At 74.7% G+C, this 25,959-nt stretch carries 5 protein-coding genes; 1 reads left to right on the top strand and 4 read right to left on the bottom strand.

The annotated features are described in order from the left end of the window. Positions 1 to 172 precede the first annotated feature (172 nt). The 4 genes from HHX40_RS19865 to HHX40_RS19880 all read right to left on the bottom strand — a co-directional run bounded on the left by HHX40_RS19865 (position 173) and on the right by HHX40_RS19880 (position 18,527). The gene (locus HHX40_RS19865; protein WP_182881804.1) at positions 173 to 1,444 is read right to left on the bottom strand and encodes a cellulose binding domain-containing protein; all 1,272 of its coding nucleotides are present in this window, start codon (positions 1,442 to 1,444) and stop codon (positions 173 to 175) included. Positions 1,445 to 2,168: 724 nt separating this feature from the next. Next, on the bottom strand, positions 2,169 to 3,539 hold the full coding sequence (locus tag HHX40_RS19870; RefSeq protein WP_182881805.1) for a cytochrome P450: 1,371 nt from the start codon (positions 3,537 to 3,539) through the stop codon (positions 2,169 to 2,171). Further along, positions 3,536 to 12,172, bottom strand: a complete 8,637-nt coding sequence (locus HHX40_RS19875; protein WP_182881806.1) for a type I polyketide synthase — start codon at positions 12,170 to 12,172, stop codon at positions 3,536 to 3,538. Before HHX40_RS19875 ends, HHX40_RS19870 begins: the two co-directional genes overlap by 4 nt. A gap of 28 nt (positions 12,173 to 12,200) precedes the next feature. Then, positions 12,201 to 18,527: a type I polyketide synthase gene (locus tag HHX40_RS19880; protein ID WP_182881807.1), complete on the bottom strand. Its 6,327-nt coding sequence runs from the start codon at positions 18,525 to 18,527 to the stop codon at positions 12,201 to 12,203. Positions 18,528 to 18,768: 241 nt separating this feature from the next. On the opposite strand from HHX40_RS19880, the gene HHX40_RS19885 reads away from it, so the two are divergent. After that, the gene (locus tag HHX40_RS19885; RefSeq protein WP_220499348.1) at positions 18,769 to 25,959 is read left to right on the top strand and encodes an amino acid adenylation domain-containing protein; all 7,191 of its coding nucleotides are present in this window, start codon (positions 18,769 to 18,771) and stop codon (positions 25,957 to 25,959) included.

The following is a 25,959-nucleotide window of genomic DNA, read 5'->3' on the forward strand; positions in this document are numbered from 1 at the left end:
GGGGGGATGACCTGCGGCCCGAAGGCTCTGAGGGAGGCGGCGGTAGGGGTGAAGTTCTCTCCGGCAGGGCCTCCCACCGCCATAAGAGGCCCTGCCGGAGCCCGGAGAGGGTCGTTGTGCGGCCCTCTCCGGAGTCAACGGGACATCGGTCGGCACAGCGTGCCGCGGCCGGTCACGGGCTGGTGCAGGTGAGGGTGGGGGTCGACGGCGTGCCGGTGGCGAGGAACCCGAAGGTGGCCGAGCCGCCCGCCGGGAGCGAGCCGTTGTAGGAGGCGTTCTTCACCGTCACCGCGGAACCGCTCGTGCTCAGCGTGCCGTTCCACGCCTGGGTGATCGTCTGGCCGCTGCCGAGCGTCCACCTGACGGTCCAGCCGTTGATCGCCGAGCTGCCCGCCTTCACCGTGACCAACGCCTGGTAGCCGCCGGGCCACGAGTTCTGCGGCTGGTACTCGGCCACGCAGGCGCCCGGCGGCGGGGGCGACGGACTGGTGTGCGGCGACTGCGAGGGCGACTGGGAGGGCGACTGTGACGGCGACTGCGAGGGCGACTGTGACGGGCTGGCCGAGGGGGAGGCGCTCGGCGACGACTGGCCCGGCGGCACGTACGGGCACTTGTTGCGGTACATCGAGATGTTGCTGGAGTCCGCCAGCGGGCACAGGAACTGGGTGTACCGGGTGTCGTTGTCCACCCAGATCTTCAGCCAGGGGATCAGCACCCGCATCTCGGTCGTGTTGGCCCGCGTCGCGAACAGGTGGTCCACCCCGGTGATCTCCACCCACGCGCTCGGCGTCGAGGCCGGGATCGTGGTGTACAGCCCGTTGAGGTACGACTGCGTGACCGTCGTGTCCCGCTGGCCGGAGATGAACATCGTCGGCACCCGGTCGTTGGACAGGCCGTAGTCCCCGACGGGCGAGCCGGGCGCGAGCCCGATCCCGGCCTTGAGGGTGGGCCGCCGGAGGATCGCGCTGAGGACCCCCGCGCCGCCCGCCGAGTGGCCGACGACCGACAGCCGGTTGGGGTCGACCCGGTCGCGTACCGAGCTGCGCTGGGTGAGGTAGTCCAGCGCGGCGAGCAGCTGGGTCCCCCGGGCGTCCGCGCTGTCGGTGCGGCTGTTGGTCTCGATGCCGATCACCACGAAGCCGAAGGAGGCGAGCCAGGGGCCCATCCAGGCCTCTTCGTTGGCGAACAGGGCGGAGTAGCCCGGCACGATCGCGACCCCGCCGAACGTCCCCTGGCTGGTGTCGGTCGGATAGTAGATCACTCCGCCGCCGAAGCCGTTGCCGGCCGGCACGCTGGTCTGCGCGGTCGCGAAGGTCCCCCTGGTCGCCGCGACACTCGCCACGGTCGGGTTCGGCCCGCGCTGGTAGGGATTGTCCGCGGCCGATGCCGGCCGGGTCGCGATGGCCGCCGAGAACAGCCCGATGACGGCCACCGCAGCCGCCATCGCCCGGCCCATCGCGCGCCGGAGCGACCGGCTCCGCGAGCCGGGTTCGGACGCGGGCGTGGATGGTCGCCGGGTTCCCGGCGGCGGAACGACGTGTGCGCCCATGCCTGAGCCTCCATGACTGCAACCAGAGAAAGGGGGAACGCGGGGCATTCAGCGCTGGACGCCGTGCTCCCGGGCAGGGGAGCGCACACCATGAGGGCGTCGCGAAGGGCGGCCCTCCGCCCCGCGCACCACCACCGGACAGCGGGAGACCGCCTCGGGGCTCAGTGTGGAAACCTCACCGAAATGTGTCAAGGGTAGGGTGACGCAGCGAAACCCCCGATCTATGCAAACCGCCTTGTGATCCCGGCATCGTCACAGCCGGCCGGTGGTCCGGGAGCGAAGTCATCGGATGAACGTTTCACCCCGGCGTCTTCTCGGGTGAGCCCCGCGGAGCCTCTGATGCGGCAGTTCGGCCGCTTCCGCGCCCTTCCGCGGTCGCGGCCGGACGCACAGCGCCACTTGACACCGTGCCCCCGCCTCGGCTTTGCTCCGCCCCACCACCACCGGTTGGTCTGTCGATGTGGAGGAGGGCGAAGACGAGGGCAAGTTGTTAGCGTTAACAATCATCCGAGGGGCATGCCTGCGTCGGCTCGTCCCCGGGACCCCGGCGGACACCACGTCGAGGCCCCGCGACCGCCGTTGGCGGAGGCCTTTCGGAGACGGGCGGGTCACGCCGCCGTCAGTCCGTCGTCACCGGGTGCAGCGACGCGTGCATGGTGCCCTCGGGCTGGAGAGTGAGGCCGATCTTCGGTGCGAACTCACCCGGCTCCACCTCCAGATGGAAGCGCTGGGCGATGGTGGCCAGGACGAGGACCGAGGCGACCATGGCGAAACGCACGCCGATGCACACGCGAGTGCCGCCGCCGAAGGGGAACCAGGCACTCTCGGTGACCGTTCCGGCCGACGAGGCGTCCCGCGCCCACCGTTCCGGAGAGAACTCCTGCGGGTTCCCGAACCAGCGCGGGTCGAAGTGGGTGGCCCACGGGCTCATCCACACCTGGGTGCCCTTCCGTAGGGGCCGGCCCGCCAGCGTCGCTCCCTCGTCCGCCAGCGCGTAGATCATCCAGACCGGCGGCCGCATCCGCAGCGCCTCCTTGACGATCTGCTCGCAGTACGGCAGGCGCGCGTAGTCCTCGTAGCCCGGGACACGGCCGTTCAGGACCCGCCGCAGTTCATCGGTGAGCCTCTCCCGGACCCGGGGGTGGCGGGAGAGCAGATACCAGACCCACGCCAGCGCGGTGCCGGTGGTCTCGTGCGCCCCGACGTACATGGTGACGCACTCGTCGCGGATCTCCTTGTCGGTGAGGTGCGCGCCCGCGGCGTCCCGCGCGGCCAGGAGTCTGGTGAGCAGGTCGTCCCGTTCGGTCGGCGACTCACGCCGGAGGGTGACCAGGCGGCGCACCTCCGTGTCGAGGACGTCGACCGCGCGCTTGAGGCGGCGCCGTCCGGGCGTGCGCATCCAGTCGGGCATCATCGGCCCGAGACCGCGGAACTCGACGCCGATCTGGTGCTGGGCGATGAGCATGGAGTCGGCGATGACCTCCTCGCGCACCCCCGAGTCGGTGCCGAAGATCGTGCGGACCGTGATGCGCTGGCTCAGCGCGAGCATCTCCGCCGTGACGTCGACGCGCCGGCCGGGCGCCCACCGCGCGGTGAGCTCCTGCGCCGCCGCGCTCATGATCTCCGCGTACGCGCGGACCTGCCGGGGGCGTACGGCGGGCTGCACCATGCCGCGCTTGCGCCGCCATTCGGGGCCACGGGACGTGATGAACCCGTCGCCCAGCAGGTGCCTGAAGGCGTAGCCGAGGTCGGGCTTGCGGAAGGTGAACTCGCGGCCGGCGAGCACCTCGTGGATCATCTCGGGGTTGTTCAGGAAGACGACGGGGGTCGGGCCCAGCCGCCACCGCACCTGGTCGGCGGGGTAGGAGGCCAGGCGGCTCAGGAACGCGAGGGGGTCCCTGGCGAACTCCGGGAGGCTGCCGAGGAGCGGCAGCCCGCGCGGGCCGTCGAGGACCGGGGCGATGGCGGTGCGGTCCGCTGCCGTGGTCATGAGGGGACTCCTTCGAGGGCGAAGAGGCCGGAGAGGTGGGCGGACAGCAGCGCCACCGAGGGGTGGTCCAGGGCGACAGTGGAGGGGAGGTCGGCGCCCAGCGCCTCGGAGAGCACGGTGCGCAGGTCGATGACCATGATCGAGTCGAGTCCCATGACGGCGAACTCGAGCTCGTCGTCGATCTCCGCGCCTTCGCCGAGCACGCCGGCGGCCGCGGCGCGGACGGTCTCCCTGAGCAGCCCGTCCCGCGACGCGGGGTCGAGCGTGGCGAGTTCGTCCCGGAGCCAGCCACGCGGACGGCGCCGGGAGACCACCGGACCGGCGGGCGGGGGGACGGGACGAGGCGACGCGCCGGGGAGGAGCGCCGCGGCCGGATGCCCGTCCAGGTGGGAGGCGTGGCGCTCCTCGTCCAGGCGTACGGCGACCAGCCGGGCGGGACGGTCGGCCAGGGCCTCCAGGAGCAGGTCCTCCGCCTCCCGGTCGCTGAGCGGGCTCACCCCGCTTCTCGCGGAGGCCCGCTCCGTCGCCGCCGAGGCGGCGAGCCCACCGGCGTCCTCCGGGATCCAGGGCCCCCAGCCGATGCTCGTGGCGGGGACGCCGCGGGCGCGCAGCGACTCGGCGAGGCCGTCGAGGTAACCGTTGGCCGCCGCGTAGTTGGCCTGACCGGCGGAGCCGAGCACGGCCGAGGCGGAGGAGAACAGCACGAAGGACCTGAGGGTACGCGGGTCCAGGACCGCCGCCAGGGTGTCGGCGCCCCGGGCCTTGGCCGCGAAGACCTCGCGGAAGGAGGAGCCGGTCATCCGGTCGAAGGCCCGGTCGTCCGTCGTGCCCGCGAGGTGGAGCACGATCCCCAGCGGGGCGTCCCGTCCCGCCTCGGTGACGGCCCGGCGGCAGGCCGCGGGATCGGTGACGTCGCCCTGGACGACGCGGACCCGGACGCCCTCGGCGGTCAGGCGGGCGATGACCGCGCGGGCGGCGGCGCCGGGGGCCGAGCGTGCCATGAGCGTGACGGCGGGGACGCCGTGGCGGGCCAGGATCGCGGCGGCGCTCAGGCCCAGCGCGCCGAGTCCTCCGGTGATCAGGGCCGCGACGCCGGCCGGCGGAGAGTCCGTCCGCTCGCGCCGCCGGGGCGTCAGCCGCGCCGCCCGGACGCCCGCCGGCCCGACGGCGAGCCTCGTCTCCGGGACGCCCTCGTCCAGCAGTCGCGTGAGGGCGGCGGCGACGTGGGCGGGCTCCCAGCCGGCGTCGAGCGTCACCCTGATCAGCCGCCGTTCCCGCTGCTCGGTCTCCAGGGACGAGAGCATGCCCCACAGCGCCTCGCGGACCGGTGCCACGCGGTGGTCCGCCGCCGCCACGACCACGTAGGGAACGTGGGGCGGGGCGGCCTTGAGGGAGTCCGCGAGGGCCTGGACGGCGGTCAGCGCGTCGTCCGACGTGGCGGGCGCCGGGGGCGGGGTGAGGAACCGGGTGTCCAGGATCAGATCGGTCGCCAGGCCGGGTGGCAGATCGGGGGGCGGATCGGGAAGCGCGGCGTCGCGGCCGAGCGCCCGCGTCCGGTGCCCGAGCCGCTCGCACGCCTCGCCGATCCCGCCGCCGGCGCCCAGGACGGCGATGTGACGGACCCGGTCGCCGGGGCCGGCCGTCGCCGCCCAGCCGGTCCAGGTCAGCTCGTAGGCGTTGGCCGCGCCGGCCCGCAGCGACCGGCGCAGCAGCGCGCGCGGCGCCATGCGGAAGCGGAAGCCGTCCACGGTGAGGATGGTCGCGCCGTGCGCGTCGAACATGTGGAGGTCGGCGGAGGCGATCCGCCGGAAGTCGCCGTCCGGGCCGGTCTCGCCGTCGAGGGTGGCCCTGACGTGTCCCCACAGGTCCCCGCCCGGTGCGGGACGGCCGGGGAAGGACAGGGCGGCGGCCGCGAACGGGATCGCGAGGTCCTGCCTCTCGGTCGCGGTGTCCCCGCGGGCGCCGGCGACCGCGAAGACGACGGCGGACTGCAGGCACGAGTCGAGCAGCCCGGGGTGGATCTCGTAGTCCCCGGGGTCCTCGCTCATCGCGGGCGGCCGGGTGAAGCGGATGAGTGCCTCGGCGCCGCGGATCCACACCTGGTCGATCCACCGGAAGGACGGGCCGAGGTGGTAGCCGAGCCCGCGCAGGTGCCGGTAGAAGTCCTCGCCGGTGAGGTGTGTCGCGGCCCCGGCCATGAACGCGTCCGGGTCGGGCGCGCCGCGCGCGGGAGCGGGGGCGCCGGGGACGAGCCTGGCCGTCAGGTGCTCCTGCCAGCGGTCGGCCTCCACCAGGCTCTGCACGCTGACGGTCCGCCTGCCGTCGCCGGCCTCGGTCTCGACGGTCTGCAGTTCGTAGCGCTCGCCCTCGCGGATCACCAGCGCCCGGGGGAAGTGCAGGTCCTCCAGGGAGACGGGGGCTCCTTGGGGCGCCAGCGCCGACAGGGCCGTCGCGATCTGGGAGGCGCCCGGCACCGAGACCGTGCCGTAGAGGCGGTGGTCGTCGAGGTGCGGCGGGTAGTCCGTGGTGCGCTCGGTGCGGAAGACCCGGCCGCGGAAGGCGGGTGAGCGCAGCGGAGTGCCCCAGGGAGGCGCCGCCGTCCTGGCCCGCGCCCAGTGCCGGGTGGGCGCGAACGGATAGAGCGGCGCGCCGGAGCGGGGGACGCCGCCCGGTCCCCGGGCCGCCCGCCAGCGGACGTCCTGGCCCAGCAGGTAGAGCGAGGCGAGGGCGGCGCGCAGGGAGGCGTGGTCGCGCGCTCCCCTGCGCAGGGAGGAGACCGCGCCCGGGGCGAATCCCCCGGCACGGACCAGGTTCACCAGGGTCCGGTCGGGGCCGACCTCCAGGCAGACGTCGACGTCGAGCGCGGTCAGCCACCGCAGGCCGTCGTGGAACCGGACGGGCTCACGGGCGTGCCGGCACCAGTACTCCGCGTCGTACGTCCCGGGACCGGCGGGCGACCCGGTGAGGTTCGAGATGATCGGCACCTCGGGGTCGTGGAACTCCACCCCGGCGAGCAGCCCGGCGAACTCCTCGACGGCGGGGTCGAGCAGGCGGGAGTGGAACGCGTGCGAGACGTTCAGCCGGCGATGGCGTACGCCCTCGGCGCGCAGGGCGGCTTCGAGCGCGTCCACGCCCTCCGGAGCGCCGGACAGCACGCTCGCCCGCGGGCCGTTGCGGGCGGCGAGGTCGAGACCGAAGTCGCCGGCCCAGGCGGCGGCCCGGTCGGCGGGGGCCTCGACGGACAGCATCGCGCCACGCGGGGTCGCCTGCATCAGCCGGGCGCGGTCGGCGACGAGCAGCAGGCCCGCCGAGCGCTCCAGCACGCCCGCGTGGACGGCGGCCGCGATCTCCCCGACGCTGTGTCCCATGACCACGGCGGGGGTGACGCCGAAGGACTCCCACAGGGCCGCGAGGGCGAGTTCCAGGGTGACGAGGGCGGGCTGGGTGATCCTGGTCTCGTCGAGCAGCCGCCGGTCGTCACCGTGGAACATCGCCTCGGCGAGGGAGACGCCGAGGACCGGCCGCAGGGTGCGGTCGCAGGAGTCGAAGACGCGCCGGAAGACCGGCTCGGTCTCGTAGAGGTCGCGGCCCATGCCGAAGTACTGGCTGCCCTGCCCCGAGAAGAGGAACGCGACGCGGGGCGGCCGGGTGGCCGGCGCGGCGGGCGGGTCCTCCCGGAGCGCCGCGAGGAGCTCCTCCCGGCCGCCGCCCAGCAGGACGCGGCGGTGGGGGAAGTGGGCGCGCCCGGCGCCCGCCGCCGCGGCGAGCGCGGGCAGTTCCCCGTCGGCCGCGGCCGACAGGCGGCGCTCCCACAGCGACGACAGCCTCGCGAGGCCCGCCGCGTCCGGCGCGGACAGTGGGATCAGATGGGGGCCGGACGACGGGAGCGGGACGGGCTCGCCGTCCGGCGGGGCGTCGGAGACGATCACGTGCGCGTTGGTCCCGGTGAAGCCGAACCCCGAGATCCCCGCCACCCTCGGGCGCTCTCCGCGGGGCCACGGGGTCGGGGCCGCGACGACCCGCAGGTCCGTCTCCGACCAGGCGATCTGCGGGTTGGGCGCGCTGAAGTGCAGGTTCGCGGGGATGGTGCCGTGCCGCAGGGCGAGGACGGTCTTGATGACGGCGATCACACCGGCGGCCGACTCGCTGTGGCCGATGTTGCTCTTCACCGAGCCCACGTGGAGCGGACCGGACCGCCGCCGTCCGAGGACCCGCCAGGCCGCGCCCAGCTCGATCGGGTCGCCCAGCGGCGTCCCGGTGCCGTGCGCCTCCAGATAGGACACATCGGCGCCGTCGGTTCCGGCGTCGGCGAGGGCCGCGGTCAGCAGCGCCTCCTGCGCCGTTCCGTTCGGCGCGGTCAGCCCGGACGACGCTCCGTCCTGGTTCACCGCCGTGCCCCGGATCACGGCGTACACCGGGTCGCCGTCGCGACGCGCGTCGCTCAGCCGTTTGAGGACGAGGACGCCGCATCCCTCGGCCCGGACGAACCCCTTCCCGTCGGCGGAGAACGACCGGCAGCGGCCGTCCGGCGCGAGCATGTGGGCCTGGCTCACCGCGACCGAGGACATGGGATCGAGCAGCACGTTGACGCCGCCCGCGAGGGCCGTGTCGGACTCTCCGGAGCGCAGGGACCTGACCGCGAGGTGCACGGCCACCAGGGACGAGGAACACGCCGTGTCGACGGCGAGGGCGGGCCCGGTCAGCCCCAGCGTGTAGGCGACGCGCCCGGCCGCGGCGTTCAGCGCCGTGCCGGTGCCGTAGTAGGCGTCCACCGCCTCGGCGCCGCCCGCCGCCAGGACACGCGCGTAGTCGCCGTAGCTGATGCCGACGAACACGCCGGTGCGGGTGTTCCGCAGGGTCCGCGGGTCGATGCCGCCGTCTTCCAGGGCATGCCAGGCCGACTCGAGCAGCAGCCGTTGCTGCGGGTCCAGGTTGTCGGCCTCCCGGGCCGGGATGCCGAAGAACGCCGCGTCGAAGCGGGTGATGTCACGCAGGAAGCCGCCCTGGTCGGTGGTCATCCGGCCGCGCGCGGCCGCGTCCCAGCGGTCCTCGGGTGCGGTGGTGACGCCGTCGCGCCCCTCGCGCAGCAGCTCCCACAGCTCGTCCACCGAGTCGGCCTGGGGGAAGCGTCCCGCCATGCCGACGATGGCGATGGGCTCGGTGACCGGATCCGGCTCGGTGGAGACGGCGGCGGGATGGATGACGGGGTGCGGCCGTACGTCCCGGGGTGCAGGCGCCGGGTCCGCGGCGGACCGGCCGTCGCCGTCACCGTCGCCGAGAAGGAAGCCGGACAGTTCGGCGATGGTGGGGTGGTCGAACAGGTCCGCCGGGCGCACCGGCGTCCCGAACACCCGCGACAGCGTGACGGCCAGGTCGGCCGCCATGATCGAGTCGAGCCCGAGGGAGAGGAACCCGGCGTCGTCCCGGAGCGCCGCGGGGTCGTCGTGCCCGAGCTGCACGGCGAGCAGCCGCGCGACGTGGGCCCGGACCACGCTCTCCCGTTCACGCTCCGGCAGGCCGCGCAGGTCCGGCAGGCCCCCCGCCCTCCGCGCCTCCTCCGTCTCCGCTGTCTCGGGTGCCTCCGGTGCCTCCGGCGCCGGTCCGGAGGCCGCCTCCCGCCGGGCGGCGCCCCCGGCCAGCTCCGCGAACAGGCCGCGCGGGCGCAGGCCCGACATGGTGCGCCCGAAGCGGTCCACGTCGAGCGGGCAGGCCACCAGGTGCCCGGCCGGCCCGGAGACCCGGTCGGCCAGCGCCGCACAGCCCGCCCCCGGGTCCAGCTCGCCGACCCCCACCCGGGCCGAGCGCTCACGCGTGACGTCGTCCGCCAGTCCGGCGCCGTCAAGGGCCCACGGGCCGTACGCGATGCTCACGGCGGGCAGCCCGATGGACAGCCGGTGGGCGGCCAGGGCGTCCAGGCCGCCGTTGGCGGCGGCGTACGCGGCGCAGCCCTTGGTGCCCCACACGGCGGAGACCGACGAGACCAGGACGAAGAAATCCAGCGGCCAGACGCGGGCGGCCTGGTGCAGCCACCAGGCTCCGCCGTACTTGTGCCGCAGCGCCGCCTCGAAGTCCGCGGCCCGCAGGTCGGCCGCCGGGGCGCGGCCGAGCGTGCCTGCCGCGTGGATCACTCCCCGCACGGCGGGCATGTCGCCCAGCGGCGCGCAGGCCGCGGCCAGGGCCTCGGGGGTGTCGCAGCCTCCGCCCCGGTAGACGACGCGCACCCCGTCGCGCCGCAGCCGGGCCAGCAGGGCCGAGCCCTCCCCGGTCAGCTCGCCGGGCGCGCGGCGGCCGACGACGAGGAGATGCCGGGCGCCGCGCCGGACGAGGTCGCCGACCAGTTCCCGGCCCACGGCGCCGAGCCCGCCGGTGACGACGTAGGTGGCGTCGTCCCGGACGGTCAGGTGCGACGGCTGCCGGTCCGCCGGCCGCAGCCGGGCCACCAGGACGCGTCCGTCGCGGACGGCCGCGAGGTCCTCGTCGCCGCCGGCGGCGGCGAACTCGACCAGGGCCCGCGCGTCCTCGGGGGTGGGCTCGCCGGGCAGGTCCACGACGCCGCCCCAGGCGTCGCCGAACTCCAGCCCCAGCACGGGCGCCAGGCCGTGCAGGAGACCGTGGTCCGTGGCCGGGACGTGGTCGCGCTCGCTCGTGCGCAGGGCGGCGCGGGTCACCACGTACACCCGGCGGCCCGGCCGTCGCGCCGCCAGCTCGCGCACCTCGGCGGTGACGGCGGCGCAGAGATCGGCCCCCGCCGGCATCGGCGACGCCCGCATCGCCAGGAGCACCGGTCCGCCGGCGTCGGCGCGGACGGCGTCGGGACACGCCGACTCGATCAGGCCGAGGAGTTCGCGGTCGTCTCCCGACAGCGTCACGGCGGCGGTGTCGACCGACGCCGCGACCTCCCGGACAGCCCAGCCGATCTCGTACGTGGAGGGGCGGCCGGGGGCGTACCGCTGCCGCTGCCAGGGGTAGGCCGGCAGGTCGGTCACCTGCCGCGGCAGGCCGGCGGCGTTCCGGGCCGGTTCGGCGACCTCCCCGGGCGAGTCGGTCGCCGGGCCCTCGTCGGCCAGGCGGCGCAGGGCCGCGGCCGCCGCCTCCGGATCGGCGGCGTCGATCCAGGCCTGGACGGCGTGCCGGGTCGTCCCGTGCGTGGCCGTGTAGGCGAAGGCCGCGTAGCGCTCGGGACCCAGCGCGACGACACGTTCCGCGTAGCGGGCGGCGAGGGCCCGCAGCGCCCGGGGCGTCCTGGCCGACACGGTGAATCCCCTGACGGGGACGCCCTCCGCGGGAGGCGTCACGGGGTCGGGCGGGCCCACGATCACGTGGGCGTTCGTGCCGCTCATCCCGAACGAGCTCACCCCGGCGTACGGCCCGCAGCCCTCGGCCCAGCCGGTGAGCGTCTCCGGCACGACGATGCCGGTGCCGGACAGGTCGATCCTGGGGTTGAGCGTCCGGAAGTGGACCACCGGGGGCACCTGGCGGTGCCGTACGCACAGGAGGGCCTTGATCAGCCCCGCGATGCCCGCGGCGGCCTCCAGGTGCCCGAAGTTGCTCTTGACGGACCCGACGTGCAGCGGCAGGCCGCCGTTGTCCCGGCCGATGACCGCCGCCAGGGCCTCCATCTCGATCGGGTCGCCGAGGGCGGTGCCCGTGCCGTGCGCCTCGACGTGCCCGATGTCGGAGGGCCGGAGGCCGGCGTCCTCCAGGGCCGCCCGCAGGAGGGAGATCTGGGAGAGCGGATTGGGCGCGGTGAAGCCGCCGGACCGGCCGTCCTGGTTGACGGCCGTGCCCCGGATCACCCCGTGGACCCGGTCGCCGTCGCGCAACGCGTGGTCGAGCCGCTTGAGGACGACCGCCCCGCACCCCTCTCCCCGGGAGAAGCCGTTCGCCCTGGCGTCGAACGGCCGGCACAGGCCGTCCGGCGACAGGGATCGGGTCTCCCGCACCAGCTGCGCCGAGGTGGGCGACAGGATGAGGTTCGTGCCGGCGGCGAAGGCGATCTCGCACTCTCCGCGGCGCAGGGCCTGCACGGCCAGGTGTACGCCGACGAGCGAGGAGGAGCAGGCGGTGTCGACCGCGAGCGTGGGCCCGGTCAGCCCCAGCGCGTACGCGACGCGGCCCGCGGCGAAGTTGTGGCCGTTGCCGGTGGTGGCGTAGGCGTCGGGCTCGTCCCGCAGCCAGTCGCGGTAGTCCTGCCACATGACGCCGAGGTAGAAGCCGGCGCGGGTGCCCGCGACCCGCTCCGCCGGCAGGCCCGCGTTCTCCATCGCCTCCCACACCACCTCCAGCAGCAGCCGGTGCTGGGGATCGAGATGACGGGCCTCGCGGGGGCTGATGCCGAAGAACTCCGCGTCGAAACCGAGCACGTCGTCGAGGAACCCGCCGCGCTGGGGCAGGCCTTCCCACGCGTCGCCGAAGGGGCCCCTGCGCTCGCGCGGCATCGGGCGCACCAGGTCGCGGCCCGCGGTGAGGGCCGCCCAGTAGCCGTCGAGGTCGGTGATGCCTCCGGGCAGCCTGAGCCCGGCGCCCACGATCGCGATCGGCTGGTTCCCCCGCTGTTCGTCGAGCTGCCGCCGCAACGTGCGGATGGTGGCGAGGGCACGGGTGAGCGGGGTCGGCTTGGTGGCCTCTTCCATGGCGGATCCCTCGGGGTGGGTGGACGGGTCAGGCGCTGTTCGCGGCCGGGGACAGTTGGTGGCAGAGGGCCCGCGACAGCGCCTTGGAATTGGTGTGCGCCCACAGCAGCGTGGGCGAGAGCCTGAGACCGAACGCCGATTCCAGGCGGTTGCGCAGCTCCAGGCTCATCAGCGAGTCGAGCCCGAGCCCCTTGAAGGGGACCTCGCTCTCGATGTGCTCGGGCGCCAGGCGCAGGACGCGTCCGGCGAGCTCCCGGATCTTGGTCTCCACCAGGGCCAGCCGGGCCTGCTCGGGCAGCTCCGAGAGGCGGGCGCGGAACTCGCCGCCCTGCCCGGCGCCCGGGTCCCGGGCCGCCTCCCGCAGGTGGCGCCAGCTTCCCAGCGCCGCCGTCGCCGGGTACGCGTCGAACCACCGGCGTGGTTCGAGCTCCACGTAGCCCTGCACGGCCGCGCCGGTGTCCAGCATGCGGACCAGCGCCGGCCAGGCCTCGGACGTCGGGAAGCCTCCCATGCCCAGGTCGGCGAGCCTGGCGCCGCGCCTGGCGTCCCCGGCGGCCAGGCCCACCTCGGTGAAGGGACCCCACTGCACGCTGAGCCCCGGCAGGCCGCGCCGCCTCCGGGACTCGGCGAGCGCGTCCAGGAAGGAGTTCGCCGCCGCGTAGGCCGCCTGTCCCGCGGTGCCGACGAGCGCCGCCGCGGACGAGAAGAGGACGAAGAGGTCCAGCGGGTCGTCCGTGGTGGCCGCGTCGAGGTTGCGGGCGCCGTCCACCTTGGGGCGCGTCGTGTCGGCGAGGTGCCGGGGCGTCATGCGGGTGACCGTGGTGTCGGCGAGCACTCCGGCCGCGTGGAACACCCCGCGCAGCGGCGGCAGGTCCCGCCGTACGTCGTCCAGCGCCGCACACAGCCCCGCCTGGTCCGCGACGTCGCACACGACCGTGCGCACCCGCGTCCCGCCGTCCCGGAGCGCGGCGACGCGCCGGGCCGGGCCGGGGCCGGGCTCCGAGCGCCCCAGCAGGACCAGGCAGCCCGCGCCGTTCTCGGCGAGGAACTCCGCGAGCGAGAGGCCGAGCGCCCCCATGCCGCCGGTGACGAGGTAGGTGCCGTCCGCGCGGAAACGCCCGCCGGGCAGCGGCACACAGGCCACCCGGCCGACCGTCTCCGGGGCGGTGAGCACGGCCTCGTCGCCGTCCTCCGGCGGATGGGCGAAGGGGCGGGTGCCGATCGGCAGGGGGCCGAGTTCGTCCGCCGTGACCAGGTCCCAGACCCGCGCGAGCGTCTCCGGCGCGCGCCCGGCGAGCTCGGCGGGGTCGACGACGGCGTAGATCACGCCCTCGCGGAACAGGCCCAGGTCCACCCGCTGGTACGGCCCGCCCCCGGGGCCTCTGACATCGACGAACCGGCCGCCCCGGGCGAGCGCGCCGAGGCCGGCGGGCAGCGTCGATCCGCCGAGACAGTCGACGACGACGTCGGCTCCCCTGCCGCCGGTGACCCGCCGTACCGCGTCGGGCCAGGACGGGTCGCGCAGGTCGATCCGCTGCAGGTCGATCCGCTGTGGGCCGGTCGGGAGCGGGTCGATCCGAGGTGCGTCGGCCGGATGCGAGTCGGTTGGATGCGGGTCGATCCGGTCATGCTCGTGCGGTGCCGGGCCGGGCGCCGCGGTGACGACCCGCGCGCCCAGGCGCCGTGCCAGCCGTACGGCAGCCTGTCCGAGAGCACCGTCCCCGGACAGGACCAGCACGGTCTGGCCCGGCTGGACGCGGCCGATCTCGGTGAGGGCGTGCCAGGCGACGGCCGCCGGGAGCGCGATCCCGGCCGCCTCGGCGTCGGTGAGCGCGTCCGGGATCGTCCGGGCGTGCTCCGCTCGGACGACGACGTGGCTGGCCGGAGGACCGGCGGCGAGGGCCACCACCCGGTCCCCCCGGTTCACCGAGGCCCTCCGGTCCTCTCCGTCCGGTCGGTCCTCTCCGTCCATCCGGGCCCCTCGGGCCGGCCCGGTCGCGACGACCCTGCCCGCGACGGCGTTCCCCGTGGACGGCGCCGCCGTGACCTCGATCTCGATCTCGCCGTCCTCCGGCGGACGTCGCTCCAGGGGGACGTGGTCCCGCCCCTCGGCCCGGAAGGGCTGCGGTCCGGTGCGAGGGGCGGGAAGCGTGGGGTCCGGCTCGGGTTCGCCTCGGGTGATCCTGGCCGCCAGCCGGGTGGAGCCGCGCAGCACGATCTGGTCCTCGGCGTCCGGGCCGAGCAGTTCGGCCGCGCACCGGGCGGCCCAGCCGGAGCCGGTCCAGTCGGAGCCTGCGAAGTCGGCCGGGTCGACGTCGGCGGGGTCGGCGTCGGCGGGGTCGATGTCGGCGGGGTCGACGTCCACCAACCGTGGTTCGAGCTCCGGATGTTCGCGCCGCAGCACCCTGGTGTAGCCCCAGTAGAGCGCGGCCCCGGGGTCGGGGGGTGCGGTGGTGCCGATGCCCTGGGCCAGGGTGGTGACGACGGTCAGGCGCGGCGACGCGCCCGCCGTGACGCACTCCCTCACGATGCCGGTGAGCCGGTTCAGGCCCTCGATCTGCGCCTCGTGCCCGGCGTCCGCCCCCGGTGCGACGAACAGCACGGCGTCGGCCGCGGCCGCCTCGTCCGTCACTCGTGCGCCGGCCGCCGTGAGGGCTGCGGTGAGGGCCGCGACGAGCCGGTCGGTGGCCGGCGTCGCGCCGCCGTACACGGCCCAGCGGCCCGGCTCGGTGGGCATCCCGGCGGGGGGAGGCACCTCGGTCCAGCCGACGTGGTGCAGCCGGGCCGTGTCGGCGGTCGCGGCCGCGGCGCCAGGCAGCGGCCGCATTTCGAGGCCCTCCACGGTCAGCAGCGGCTCGTGCCGCTCGCCGAACACGAACACGTCCACCCGGCCGTCGCCGTCGCGTACGGCGTGCGACCAGCAGGCGGTGACGGGCTGGTCCGGATCGGCCAGGACCCGGACCCGCCGGACCGCGGTGGGCACCAGCGCGTCGGCTCCGCCGTACAGGGTGAGGGCGATCTGCAGGCAGCCGTCCCAGAGGGCGGGGTGCAGGGGGGAACCGGCGCGGCTGCTCCCGCTCAGGCGCTCGGCGAGGACCACCCGCCCGAGGGCGCGCCCGCCCGCCGGGTCCAGGTACAGCGTCCGCACCCCCTGGAAGGCCGGGCCGTAGTCGAGACCCCGGTCCCCGCACTCCTGGTAGAAGGAGCTCACGCCGGTGGGCTCCACACCCGTGTGCCACTCGGGAAACCCGGGCACGGGGAGCGGCTCCGGGTCAGCGGAGACCTCGGCGACGGCGTTGACGGTCCACTCGTCCGCCCCCTCGGGCAGCGACAGCAGGCGGAAGGCGCCGCCCCGCGGGTGGTCTCGCCACTCGGCGGTCAGGCGTGCGGGCCGTTCGTCGTCGAGGGCCACCTCCTTGTGGAAGACGACGTTCTCCAAGGTCAGGGAGCTCTCGGGGGCCAGCGCGCTCCGGGCGGCCAGCGGCGGACGGCCGGCGCGGGCCCGCGCGGTGGCGACGGCGGCGCCGAGAATCGCGGCCCCCGGCAGCACGGCCGTGCCGTACACCTTGTGATCGCCCAGCCAGGGGACGGCCCGCGCCGACAGTTCCAGGGCGCCGTGCCAGGCGCCGCGCTCACCGGGGGCGGGGCCGAGGCGGACGTCGAGGCCGCGGGCGGCCGGCCCGGACGCGGCCCCGCCCGCGACCCAGTGGCGGTCCGCGCGCAGGGGGTGGCCGGGCAGCGGGCGGAAGCCGTTCCTCGGCAGCTCGGCGAATGGTTCGAGCCCCGCCACGTACGCCCTGGCCAGGGCTGCCGCGAAGTCCCCGGTGCCGCCCGCGTCCCGGCGCAGCGTGGTCAGGACGGCGATCGGCCGGTCGCCTGCTCCGATCCCGGTGGCGGTCTCAGGGACGATCACGGGGTTGATCACGGGGGCGAGCACGGGGTGCGGGCTGATCTCGACGACGTGGGTGACGCCGTCCTCCAGGAGCGCGTTCATCGCGTCGGCGAACAGGACCGGGTCGCGCAGGTTGTCCGTCCAGTAGGCGGCGTCCAGTTCGGCGCCCTCGACCCGCCGGCCCCGGACCGTCGACAGCATCGCGACGCGGCCCTCGCACGGCCTCACCGGGGCGAGCGCGGTGAGCAGGTCCTCCCGCAGGGGGTCCATCTGGGGGCTGTGTGAGGCGTAGTCGACGTTGACCAGCCTGCAGTACGTGCCCTCGGCCTCCAGGATCTCCTTCAGCGTGAGCACGGCCTCCTGCTCGCCGGAGAGCACACAGGAGCGCGGCCCGTTGTGGACGGCCAGGGAGACGCTGTCCTCGAAGCCCGCGAGCGCCTCCACCGCCTCCTCCCGGGACAGGTCGACGGCGAGCATCCGGCCCCGGCCCGAGGCCCGGCGGGCGATGGCGCTGCGCCGCGCCATGACCAGGGCGGCGTCCTCGTAAGAGAGGATGCCCGCGACGGTCGCCGCGGTGATCTCGCCCTGGCTGTGACCGAGGACGACGTCGGGTTCGACCCCGCAGGCACGCCAGAGTTCGGCCAGCCCCAGCGACATGGCCCACAGCGTGGGCTGCAGCATGTCGATGCGGGTCGTCCACTCCTCGCCGCCGGAGCCGGAGAAGACGCCGCGCGGGTCCCAGGACACGTGGGGACGGAGGGCCTCGGCGCACCGGTCGACGACCGCGGCGAACAGCGGGCTCTCGCGGTACAGCGACTGGCCCATGCCGCTCCACTGCGAGCCCTGTCCCGGGAAGACGAAGGCGACGCGGCCCCTTTCGACGGCCCTTCCCGTCACCCCGCTCTCCGGGTCGGCGGCGAGCGTCTCCAGGGCGGCGCGGAGCCGCCCGGCGTCGGGGGCGACACACGCGGCCCGGACCGGGAAGTGGTCGCGGCGATGGGCGAGCCGGCCGGCGAGTTCGGCGATCCCGCTGACCTCCTCGATCCCGGTGACCCCCTCGGGGACGAAGGACGTCATTCGGCCGGCCAGTTCGGCGAGGGCCCCGCTGTCCTTGGCGGAGAGGGGGACGACGGCGGGCAGACCGGTCGGAACCGCGCCTGCGGGGGTGGCTTCGGGGTGCGTGCCCGGAGGCGGGGAGGACACGACGACATGGGCGTTCGTACCGCCCCAGCCGAACGAGCTGACCCCCAGGTGGACCGGGCCGTCCGGCGCGAGTGCGAGCGGCTCACGCGCGACGCGCACCCCCAGCCCCTCGAAGTCGATGCCGGGGTTGAGCGTCCCGGCGTGCAGGCTCGGCGGGACGACCCGGTGCCGCAGCGCGAGCAGCAGCTTGAACAGGCCCGCCAGGCCCGCGCACGCCTCAAGGTGGCCGATGTTGGTCTTCACCGAGCCGATGTGGACCGGGTCGCCGGTGCGGCCGGCGCCGAGGACCCGCCCGATGGCGGTCGCCTCGATCGGGTCGCCGCGCCCGGTCCCGGTGCCGTGCGCCTCGATGTAGGCGGGGACGACGCCCTGCCGGTAGGCCTGCCGCAGCAGGTCCTCCTGCCCTTCGGGACTGGGGGTGACCAGGCTGTCGCCGCCACCGTCGTTGTTGACCACGGTGCGGACGACCACGCCGTGGACGCGGTCGCCGTCCGCCAGCGCCCGGTCGAGCGTCTTCACGTAGAGCGCGGCGACGCCCTCCCCGCGGACGAAGCCGTCCGCGCCGGCCGCGAAGGCCGCGCAGCGCCCCTGTGGGGAGAGCGCGCCGAAATGGGTGAGCCCGACGGTGACATGCGGGTCGAGCATGAGGTTCACCCCGCCGACGATCGCGGCGTCGATCTCGCCCTGACGCAGGGCCTGCGCGGCGAGATGGAGCGCCACCAGCGAGGAGGAACACCCGGTTTCGACGGTCATGCTGGGGCCGCGGAGCCTGAGGAAGTACGACAGGCGCGCGGCGATGACGTCCAGGGCGTTGCCCACCAGGCTGTGCGGGGTCGCATGGGCGCCCCGCCGGCCGCGGAGGAGTTCGTAGTCGTGCCAGGAGGCTCCGACGTAGACCCCGGTCCTGCTGCCCGCGAGGTCGCTCGCGCGGACGCCCGCGTCCTCCAGGGTCCGCCAGCCCGTCTCCAGCAGGAGCCGCTGCTGGGGATCGATGTCGGCGGCCTCGCGCGGCGACACGCCGAAGAATGCCGCGTCGAAGCGGTCCACCCCGTCGATGAAGCCGCCCACCGCCTGGATCCGCCTGTCGGGATCGAGCGGCTGCGAGGCGTCCCAGCGGTCGGCGGGGACGGGTCCGATCGCGCTGTCCCCGTTCATCAGCAGCCGCCACAGGCTCTCGGCGTCGGGGGCACCCGGGAAGCGGCCGGCCATTCCCACGATGGCGATCGGGCAGGTGAGGTCGTGGACCGTGTCGGCGTCCATGCGCTGCCTTTTCTGTTCCGAAGCTTCCGCTGACCTTTCCGGGCCGAAGCTGTTTCGGTGGCGCCTGCTCGCGGCGGTTCTTCCGCAGCCTAGGATCGTGAATTCGGGCGTCACAACCCTTGTTGAATTCGGGCCCACCCCCTACCCGGCCCCTAAGGGGGTTGTCCGTCGCGCCGGGCCGTTCCTAGGCTCCGTTTACGGGAGTAACGGTCAACACCGCCACACCGTTTCTGGAGGTGCTGTGATCCCCTCCGCGCGATTACCTCTGACGCCATATCAGCGGGACGTCTGGGCGGCCGCCGCGGCCGCCGCGGACTCTCCGCAGTTCAACTGCCTCGTCCAGGAACGACTGACCGGCCCGGTCGACCTCGCGCTCCTGAGGTCCTGCCTGGCGCGCGCCGTGGCCGCCCACGCGGCTTTCCGGCTGCGGGTCGGCGAGCGGGACGGAACGGCCCACCAGTGGACCGAGGAGGGCATCCCCCCGATCGGCGTGGTCGACCTCTCCGCCGAGCCCGACCCCCGCGCTGCCTGCGACGCCTGGGCGGAGCGCTCGCTCGGCGTGGCCTTCCCGCTGACCGGCGGACCCCTCGCCGAGATCACCGTACTAAGGGAGGCCGCCGACGCGGTGCACGTCGTGGTCAAGGCGCATCACATCGTCGCCGACGGCTTCGGGCTGAACCTCTTCGTCACCGGCGCCCTCGACGACTACGCCACCGGCGCCTCCGCCGGAATAAGCGCGCCCTCCTATCTCGATTTCGCCGGCACGGCGGCCGGATATACCGGTTCGGCGGAGCACCGGAACGACCTCGAATTCTTCCGCCAGGCCCTTCGGGACGTTTCTCCCGCGCTTTTCACCAGGAAATCGACCGGCGGCAGGGCGCGTTTCGTTTTCGCCGTGGAAAAGGACGTCGTCGAGCGGCTCCGGCGGCGCGGGCAGCCCATGTTCCCGTTCCTGGCGGGTGTCTTCGCCGCCTACCTCGGCCGGGTTCACCGCGCCGGCGAGGTCGTTCTGGGTGTTCCGCTGCTCAACCGCCGTACCGGCGACGAGATGCGGACCGTCGGGCAGTTCGCCAACACTCTGCCGCTGCGCGTGCCGGTCCACGCCGGGCAGACGATGCGCGCACTCTGCGCCGACGTCCAGGCCGCCGCCCGGGACCTGCAGCGGCACGAGCGGGCGGCGCTCGGCGACGTGCTGCGCGACCTGCGGAAGACCGGCCAGGAGCACCGGCGGCTCTTCGACGTCACCCTGTCCTATCTGACGCTGCCGAGGCGGACGAGCGTCGCCGGGCTGTCCCGGGAGACCACCGGTCTCGTGCCCGTACACGACGAGGACGCGCTCGCCGTCAGCGTCGTCCACTTCCGGGGCTCCGACGACGTCCAGGTCGCCCTCGACCACGCCACGGACGTGTTCGACGAGGACCTGCCGATCACGGCGGTGGCGGCCCACCTCCAGGCGTTGCTGCGCCAGGCGGCCGACCGGCCCGACGACCCACTGGCGGAGCTGTCCCTGCTCGGACCCGGCGAGCGGGACTCCTGGCTGCTGGCGGCGAGCGGCCCCGACGTCCCCTACGCGAGTGATCGACCGCTGCACGCGCTCGTCGAGGAGCGGGTCGCCCGCACTCCGGACCGGATCGCCGTCCTCACCGCCGACGGCGGGCCCCCGCTGACCTATCGTGACCTGGACGACCGGGCCGGCCGGGTGGCCCGGCGCCTGCGCGCCGCCGGGGTGGGCCCCGGCGACCGGGTGGCCGTCCTGCTCGAACGCGGCCCGGCGATGCTCGTGGCGATCCTCGGCGTGCTCAAGGCGGGCGGCGCCTACGTTCCCGTCGATCCCGGCCATCCGCGCGAGCGCATCGAGTTCCTGCTGGCCGACTGCGGCGCCGTCGTCGTCCTGGCCGCGCCCGGGACGACCGGCCTGCCCGCCCCCGTGCTGCACGTGGACGACGCGGAGGACGCGCTGGAGGACGTGCTGGAGGACGTGCTGGAGGATCCTGCCGGTCCGCCGGTCGCCGGGCACGACCTCGCGTACGTCATCTACACCTCGGGGTCCACCGGCAGGCCCAAGGGGGTCATGGTCGAGCATCACTCGGTGGTGAACCGGCTCGCCTGGATGCAGCGCGCCTACCCCATCGGCGCGGGCGACGTCATCCTGCAGAAGACGCCGATCTCGTTCGACGTGTCGGTGTGGGAGCTGTTCTGGTGGGCGATCGAGGGCGCGACGGTGGCGCTGCTCCCGCCGGGCGGCGAGAAGGACCCGCGGGCCATCCTGCACGCCATCGCGCGGCAGAAGGTCACGGTGCTGCACTTCGTCCCCTCGATGCTCGGGCCCTTCCTCGATCTCCTGGAGTCGCCGGGGGCCGTGGAGGAGACCGCGTCGCTGCGGTACGTCTTCTGCAGCGGCGAGGCCCTGCCGCCCTCGCGGGTGACGCAGTTCAACCGGGTCTTCGCCGCACGGCCCGGCGGGGCGCCCAGGCTCGTCAACCTCTACGGGCCCACCGAGGCCACCGTCGACGTCTCCTTCCACGACTGCCCGGCGGACCCGGGACGACCCGTGGACCGGGTCCCCATCGGCCGTCCGATCGACAACACCCGGCTGTACGTCCTGGGAGAGCGGGACGAGCCGCAGCCGGACGGGGTGGCGGGCGAGCTGTGCGTCGGCGGGGTGGGCGTGGCGCGCGGCTACCTCGACCGCCCGGAGCTGACCGCGGAGAGGTTCGCCGACGACCCCTTCGGACCGGGACGGATGTACCGCACCGGCGACCTCGCGCGCAGGCTCGCCGACGGGTCGCTCGAATACCTCGGCCGGATCGACGACCAGGTGAAGATCCGTGGGAACCGCGTGGAGCTGGGCGAGGTGCGCGACCGGCTGTCGACGGCGCCGGGGGTCCGCGACGCGGTCGTCGTCGACCACACCTCGGAGGCGCGCGGGACGTTCCTCGTCGGCTACTACGCCGCCGACGCCGAGATCGATCACACCGTGCTCCGCGACCATCTGGCGCGGGCTCTGCCGGACTACATGATCCCCGCCCACCTGGTCCGCATCGACCGCGTGCCGCTCACGCCCAACGGGAAGACGGACCGCCGCGCCCTGCCCGCTCCGCCCTCTCCCGGACAGGCGGCGCGCACCGCCCCGCGCACCCCGGTCGAGGCCGCCCTCGCCTCGATCTGGGCGCGGTTCCTCGGCGTGGACGACGTGGGGGTGGACGACGACTACTTCGCGCTGGGCGGCGACTCCCTGATCAGCCTGCGCATCCGCGCCGCGGCCGAACGACTCGGCATCCGTTTCTCGGTCACGGACCTGCTCAGGAACCCGACCGTCGCCGCGCTCGCCGCCCTCACGACCACGAGCGAGCCCGCCGACCCCGAGCCGGAGCCGTTCGCCCTCCTCGCGGAGCCGTACCGGAGGGACGACGTCGTCGACGCCTATCCCCTCACCCGGTTGCAGCTCGGCCTGATCTACCACAGCACCACCGAGGAGCGCTCGGCCGTCTACCACGACGTGTTCCGCTACACCTTCCGCCTGGACTGGGACGAGGCCGCGTTCCGGCGGGCGTTCGACCGGCTCGTCGCCCGCCACCCGGTGCTCCGCTCGGCGTTCGACCTGGCGGGTGGTGACCGGCCCCTCCAGATCGTGCACCCCGTCGTCACCGGGGGCCTGGAGATCGCCGATCTGCGAGGGCTCCCGGACGAGGCCGCCGAAGCCGAGGTGAGCGCGCACGTCGAGGAACGGCGCTACCACCCGTACGACCTCACCCGGGCGCCGCTGTACCTCTTCCGGGTCCACGTCCGCGAGACCACCGTCGAGCTGGTTCTCAGCTTCCACCACGCCCTCCTGGACGGCGGCAGCATGGCGGGACTGCTCGGCGAGCTCCTCCAGGACTATCTCGACGCGCGGGGCGTCGGCTGGGGGCCGGTGGCCGACGGCCCCCTTCCCTCGCCCGCGACCCACGTCCGCGACGAGCTGCGCGCGCTCGCCTCGGCCGAGGACCGGGCGTACTGGCGGCGGACCCTGGACGGCGCGGAGCCCGTCGACCTGGACACGCTCCGCGGCCGCGGCCCGGCGGAGCACTTCGTTCACCGCGTGGACCTGCCGGACGACATCGGGCGGCGGCTCGCGGACTTCGCCGGGGCGCACGCCGTGCCGGTGAAGTCCGTCCTGTTCGCCGCGCACTGCCTGACGCTGCGGCTGTTCTCCGGCGCCGGCGACGTCACCACCGGCCTGATCGCGAACGGACGCCCGGAGCTGCCGGGCGGGGACCGCACGGCGGGCCTCTTCGTCAACACGCTGCCCCTCCGCGTCGACTGCGGCCTCGAGTCCGGCCCGGAGTCCGGCCCCGAGTCCGGTTCCGACTCCGGCTGTGGCCCGCGCACCTGGCTCGACACGGTCCGCGAGGCGTTCCGGGCGGAGCGGGACGGCCATCGGCACCGCCACTATCCCCTCAGCGCGATCCAGGAGGACAACGGCGGCGGAGCCGTCGTGGAGACCGCCTTCAACTACATCCACTTCCACGTCCTGGCGCCGGTGCTCGGGCATCCCGTCGTCGACCTGCTCGCGGTGCGGACCTGGGAGGAGACCAACTTCAAACTCCTCGTCAACGCGGTTACGGAGCCCCTGGACGGGCGCGTGTGGCTCCGGCTGGACTGCGCCGGCGAGAGCGTGGGCCCCGAATGGGCCCCGATCTTCGGCCGGGCCTACGCCGGCATCCTCGGGCGCATCCTCGACCACCCCGGCGAGGAGGCGGACCTCGCCTTCCTCGCCCCGCCGTGCCCTCCCGTCCGTACGGCGGGCCGCGAGGAGGGTTCCACGGTGGTGGCGCGCTTCGCCGCGCAGGCCGCCCGGACCCCCGACGCCCCGGCCGTGGTCCACAGCGATCGGGGGGACGGCGAGCGGTGCTGGTCCTACCGGGACCTCGACCGGACGGCGGACGTCGCGGCCCGGCGGCTGCTGAGCCTGGGGCTCCCGCCGGGCGCCCGTATCGGCATCGCGATGGACAGGTCCGCGGAGATGATCGCGGTGATCCTCGGGACCACCCGGTCGGGCGCCGCGTGCGTTCCGCTCGACCCGGGCTACCCGGCGGAGCGGCTGGCCGCGATGGTGCGGCAGGCGAGTCCCTTCCTGGTCGTCGCCCACGAGGCCCACGCGCACCTGGTGCCCGACGGCACACGGGTGATCACCGTGGACGACCTTCTCACGGACGACGGCGGCCGCGGCGTCCCGCCTGCCGTCGGCCCCGCGGACACCGCCTACGTCCTGTTCACCTCCGGCTCCACCGGCCGGCCCAAGGGCGTCGCCATGCCCCACCGCGCCCTGGACAACCTGGTGGACTGGCAGAACCGCCGGGCCAGCGGCGCCTGCGGGGGCAGGACGTTGCAGTACGCACCGACGAGCTTCGACGTCTCCTTCCAGGAGATCTTCTCCACGCTCTGCTCGGGCGGCACCCTCCACCTCGTTTCGGAGGCCCGGCGCCACGACATGCCCGGCCTGCTTCGGCTGCTCGACCGGGAGGGCATCGAACGGATCTTCATGCCGTACGTCGCCCTGCAGCAGCTGGCCCACGCCTCCGACGCCCTGGGGCTCGTCCCGAGGTCCCTGAAGGTCGTGGTCTCCTCCGGCGAGCAGCTGCGGGTCACGCCGGAGATCCGCCGGTTCTGCGCGCGGCTGCCCGGCGTCGTCCTGGAGAACCAGTACGGGCCGACCGAGTCGCACGTCGTCACCAGCTTCACCATGTCGGGCGACCCGGAGTCCTTCCCCACGCTGCCCCCGATCGGCACCGCGATCGACGGGGCGACGGCGCGGGTCCTCGACGCCCGGCTGCGCCCCGTTCCGGTGGGCGTGAAGGGGGAGATCTACCTCGGCGGGGTGGTCCTCGCGGACGGCTACATCGGCTCCCCCGAGCTCACCGCGGAAAGGTTCGTCCGGGACGCTTCGGGCACCCGCCTGTACCGGACCGGCGACCTCGGCCACCTCCTCCCGTCCGGCGACATCGCCGGCACGGGCCGCGCCGACGACCAGGTGAAGGTGCGGGGCTTCCGGGTCGAACCCGCCGAGGTCGAGCACGCCCTCGCCGGGCTGGCGCTGCCGGGCGTGCGCGAGGTGGCGGTCGTCGCCAGGAGGAGGGACGCCGACGCCTTCCTCGCCGCCTTCCTGGTGGGCGACGGCGAGCGGAGCGATCCCCGTGAGGTCAGGCGACGGCTGCGCGCGGTGCTGCCCGGCTACATGGTGCCCACGCACGTCACCTGGCTGGACGCGCTGCCGCTGACCGCCAGCGGCAAGCGGGACGACGCGGCGCTGCGCCGGATGCCGCTCGACGGCCCCGCGCCCGCGGACTCCGCCACGCCGCCGCGCGACGCCCTGGAACGCGATCTCGCCGGCCTGGTCGCCGAGACGCTGGCCACGCCGGACCTGGGCGTCCACGACGACATCTTCGACGCGGGGGCCACGTCGCTCACCGCGATGCGGCTGATGGTGCTCATCGAGCAGCGGTACGGCACGGCCGTGCCGATGTCCGATCTCATCGCGGCCCCCACGGTCGCCGGGCTCGCCGAACGGCTGCGCGCCGGGGAGCGCGGCGGCTTCGATCCGCTGGTGCCGCTCCGCACCGGTGGGCGCCGCCCGCCGATCTACTTCGTGCACCCCATCGGCGGCAACGTCCTCTGTTACCGGCCGCTCGCCGGGCATCTGCCGGACGACCAGCCCTTCCACGCCCTGCAGGCGCCGGGAAGCACGCCCGGCACCGAGCCCCTGACCACGATCCCCGACCTGGCCCGCACCTACGTCGAGGCGATCAGGCGGCGGCAGCCCCGCGGGCCGTACGTCATCGGCGGCTGGTCGTTCGGCGGGTTCGTCGCCGTGGAGATGGCCAGGCAGCTGCGCGCGGCGGGCGAGCGCGTCGAGCGTCTGGTGCTCCTCGACACGATCGCGCTGCGTCCCGACGCTCCCCGCGACGTCGGCGACGGCACCCTGCTGACGTTCTTCTTCTGGGAGCTGCTCTGGCTCGACAGCGGAAGCGACACCCCGGTCGAGGCCATCGCGGAGCGGTGCGGCACGCAGGAGGAGATCTTCGCGCGCGTCGGGGAACTCGCCGAGCGCAACGGCATCCTGCCGCCCGGGAGCTCCGCGGCCGCCGTCCGCCGCCTCTACCAGGTCTTCCAGGCGAACTACCAGGCGATGCTCGACTATCGCCCGGGACTCCTGGACGTGGACCTGACCCTGCTCCACGCCGCCGAACCCCTGCCCGACGTGCTCAAGCCGCTGCACGCGGCCGTCGACAGCATGTACGACGACCCGACGAACGGGTGGCGCGCGCTGACCACGGGACGGGTCGAGGTGGTCGCCGTCCCCGGTGATCACCTCCAGGTGGTCGAGGAACCGTACGTCAAGCACGTCGCGGCCGCGCTCGCGGCGCTGACCCGACCTGACCAGGAGCGATGA

It is taken from the genome of Microbispora sp. H10949 (genome assembly GCF_014161435.1).
Classification (GTDB): Bacteria; Actinomycetota; Actinomycetes; order Streptosporangiales; family Streptosporangiaceae; genus Microbispora; species Microbispora triticiradicis.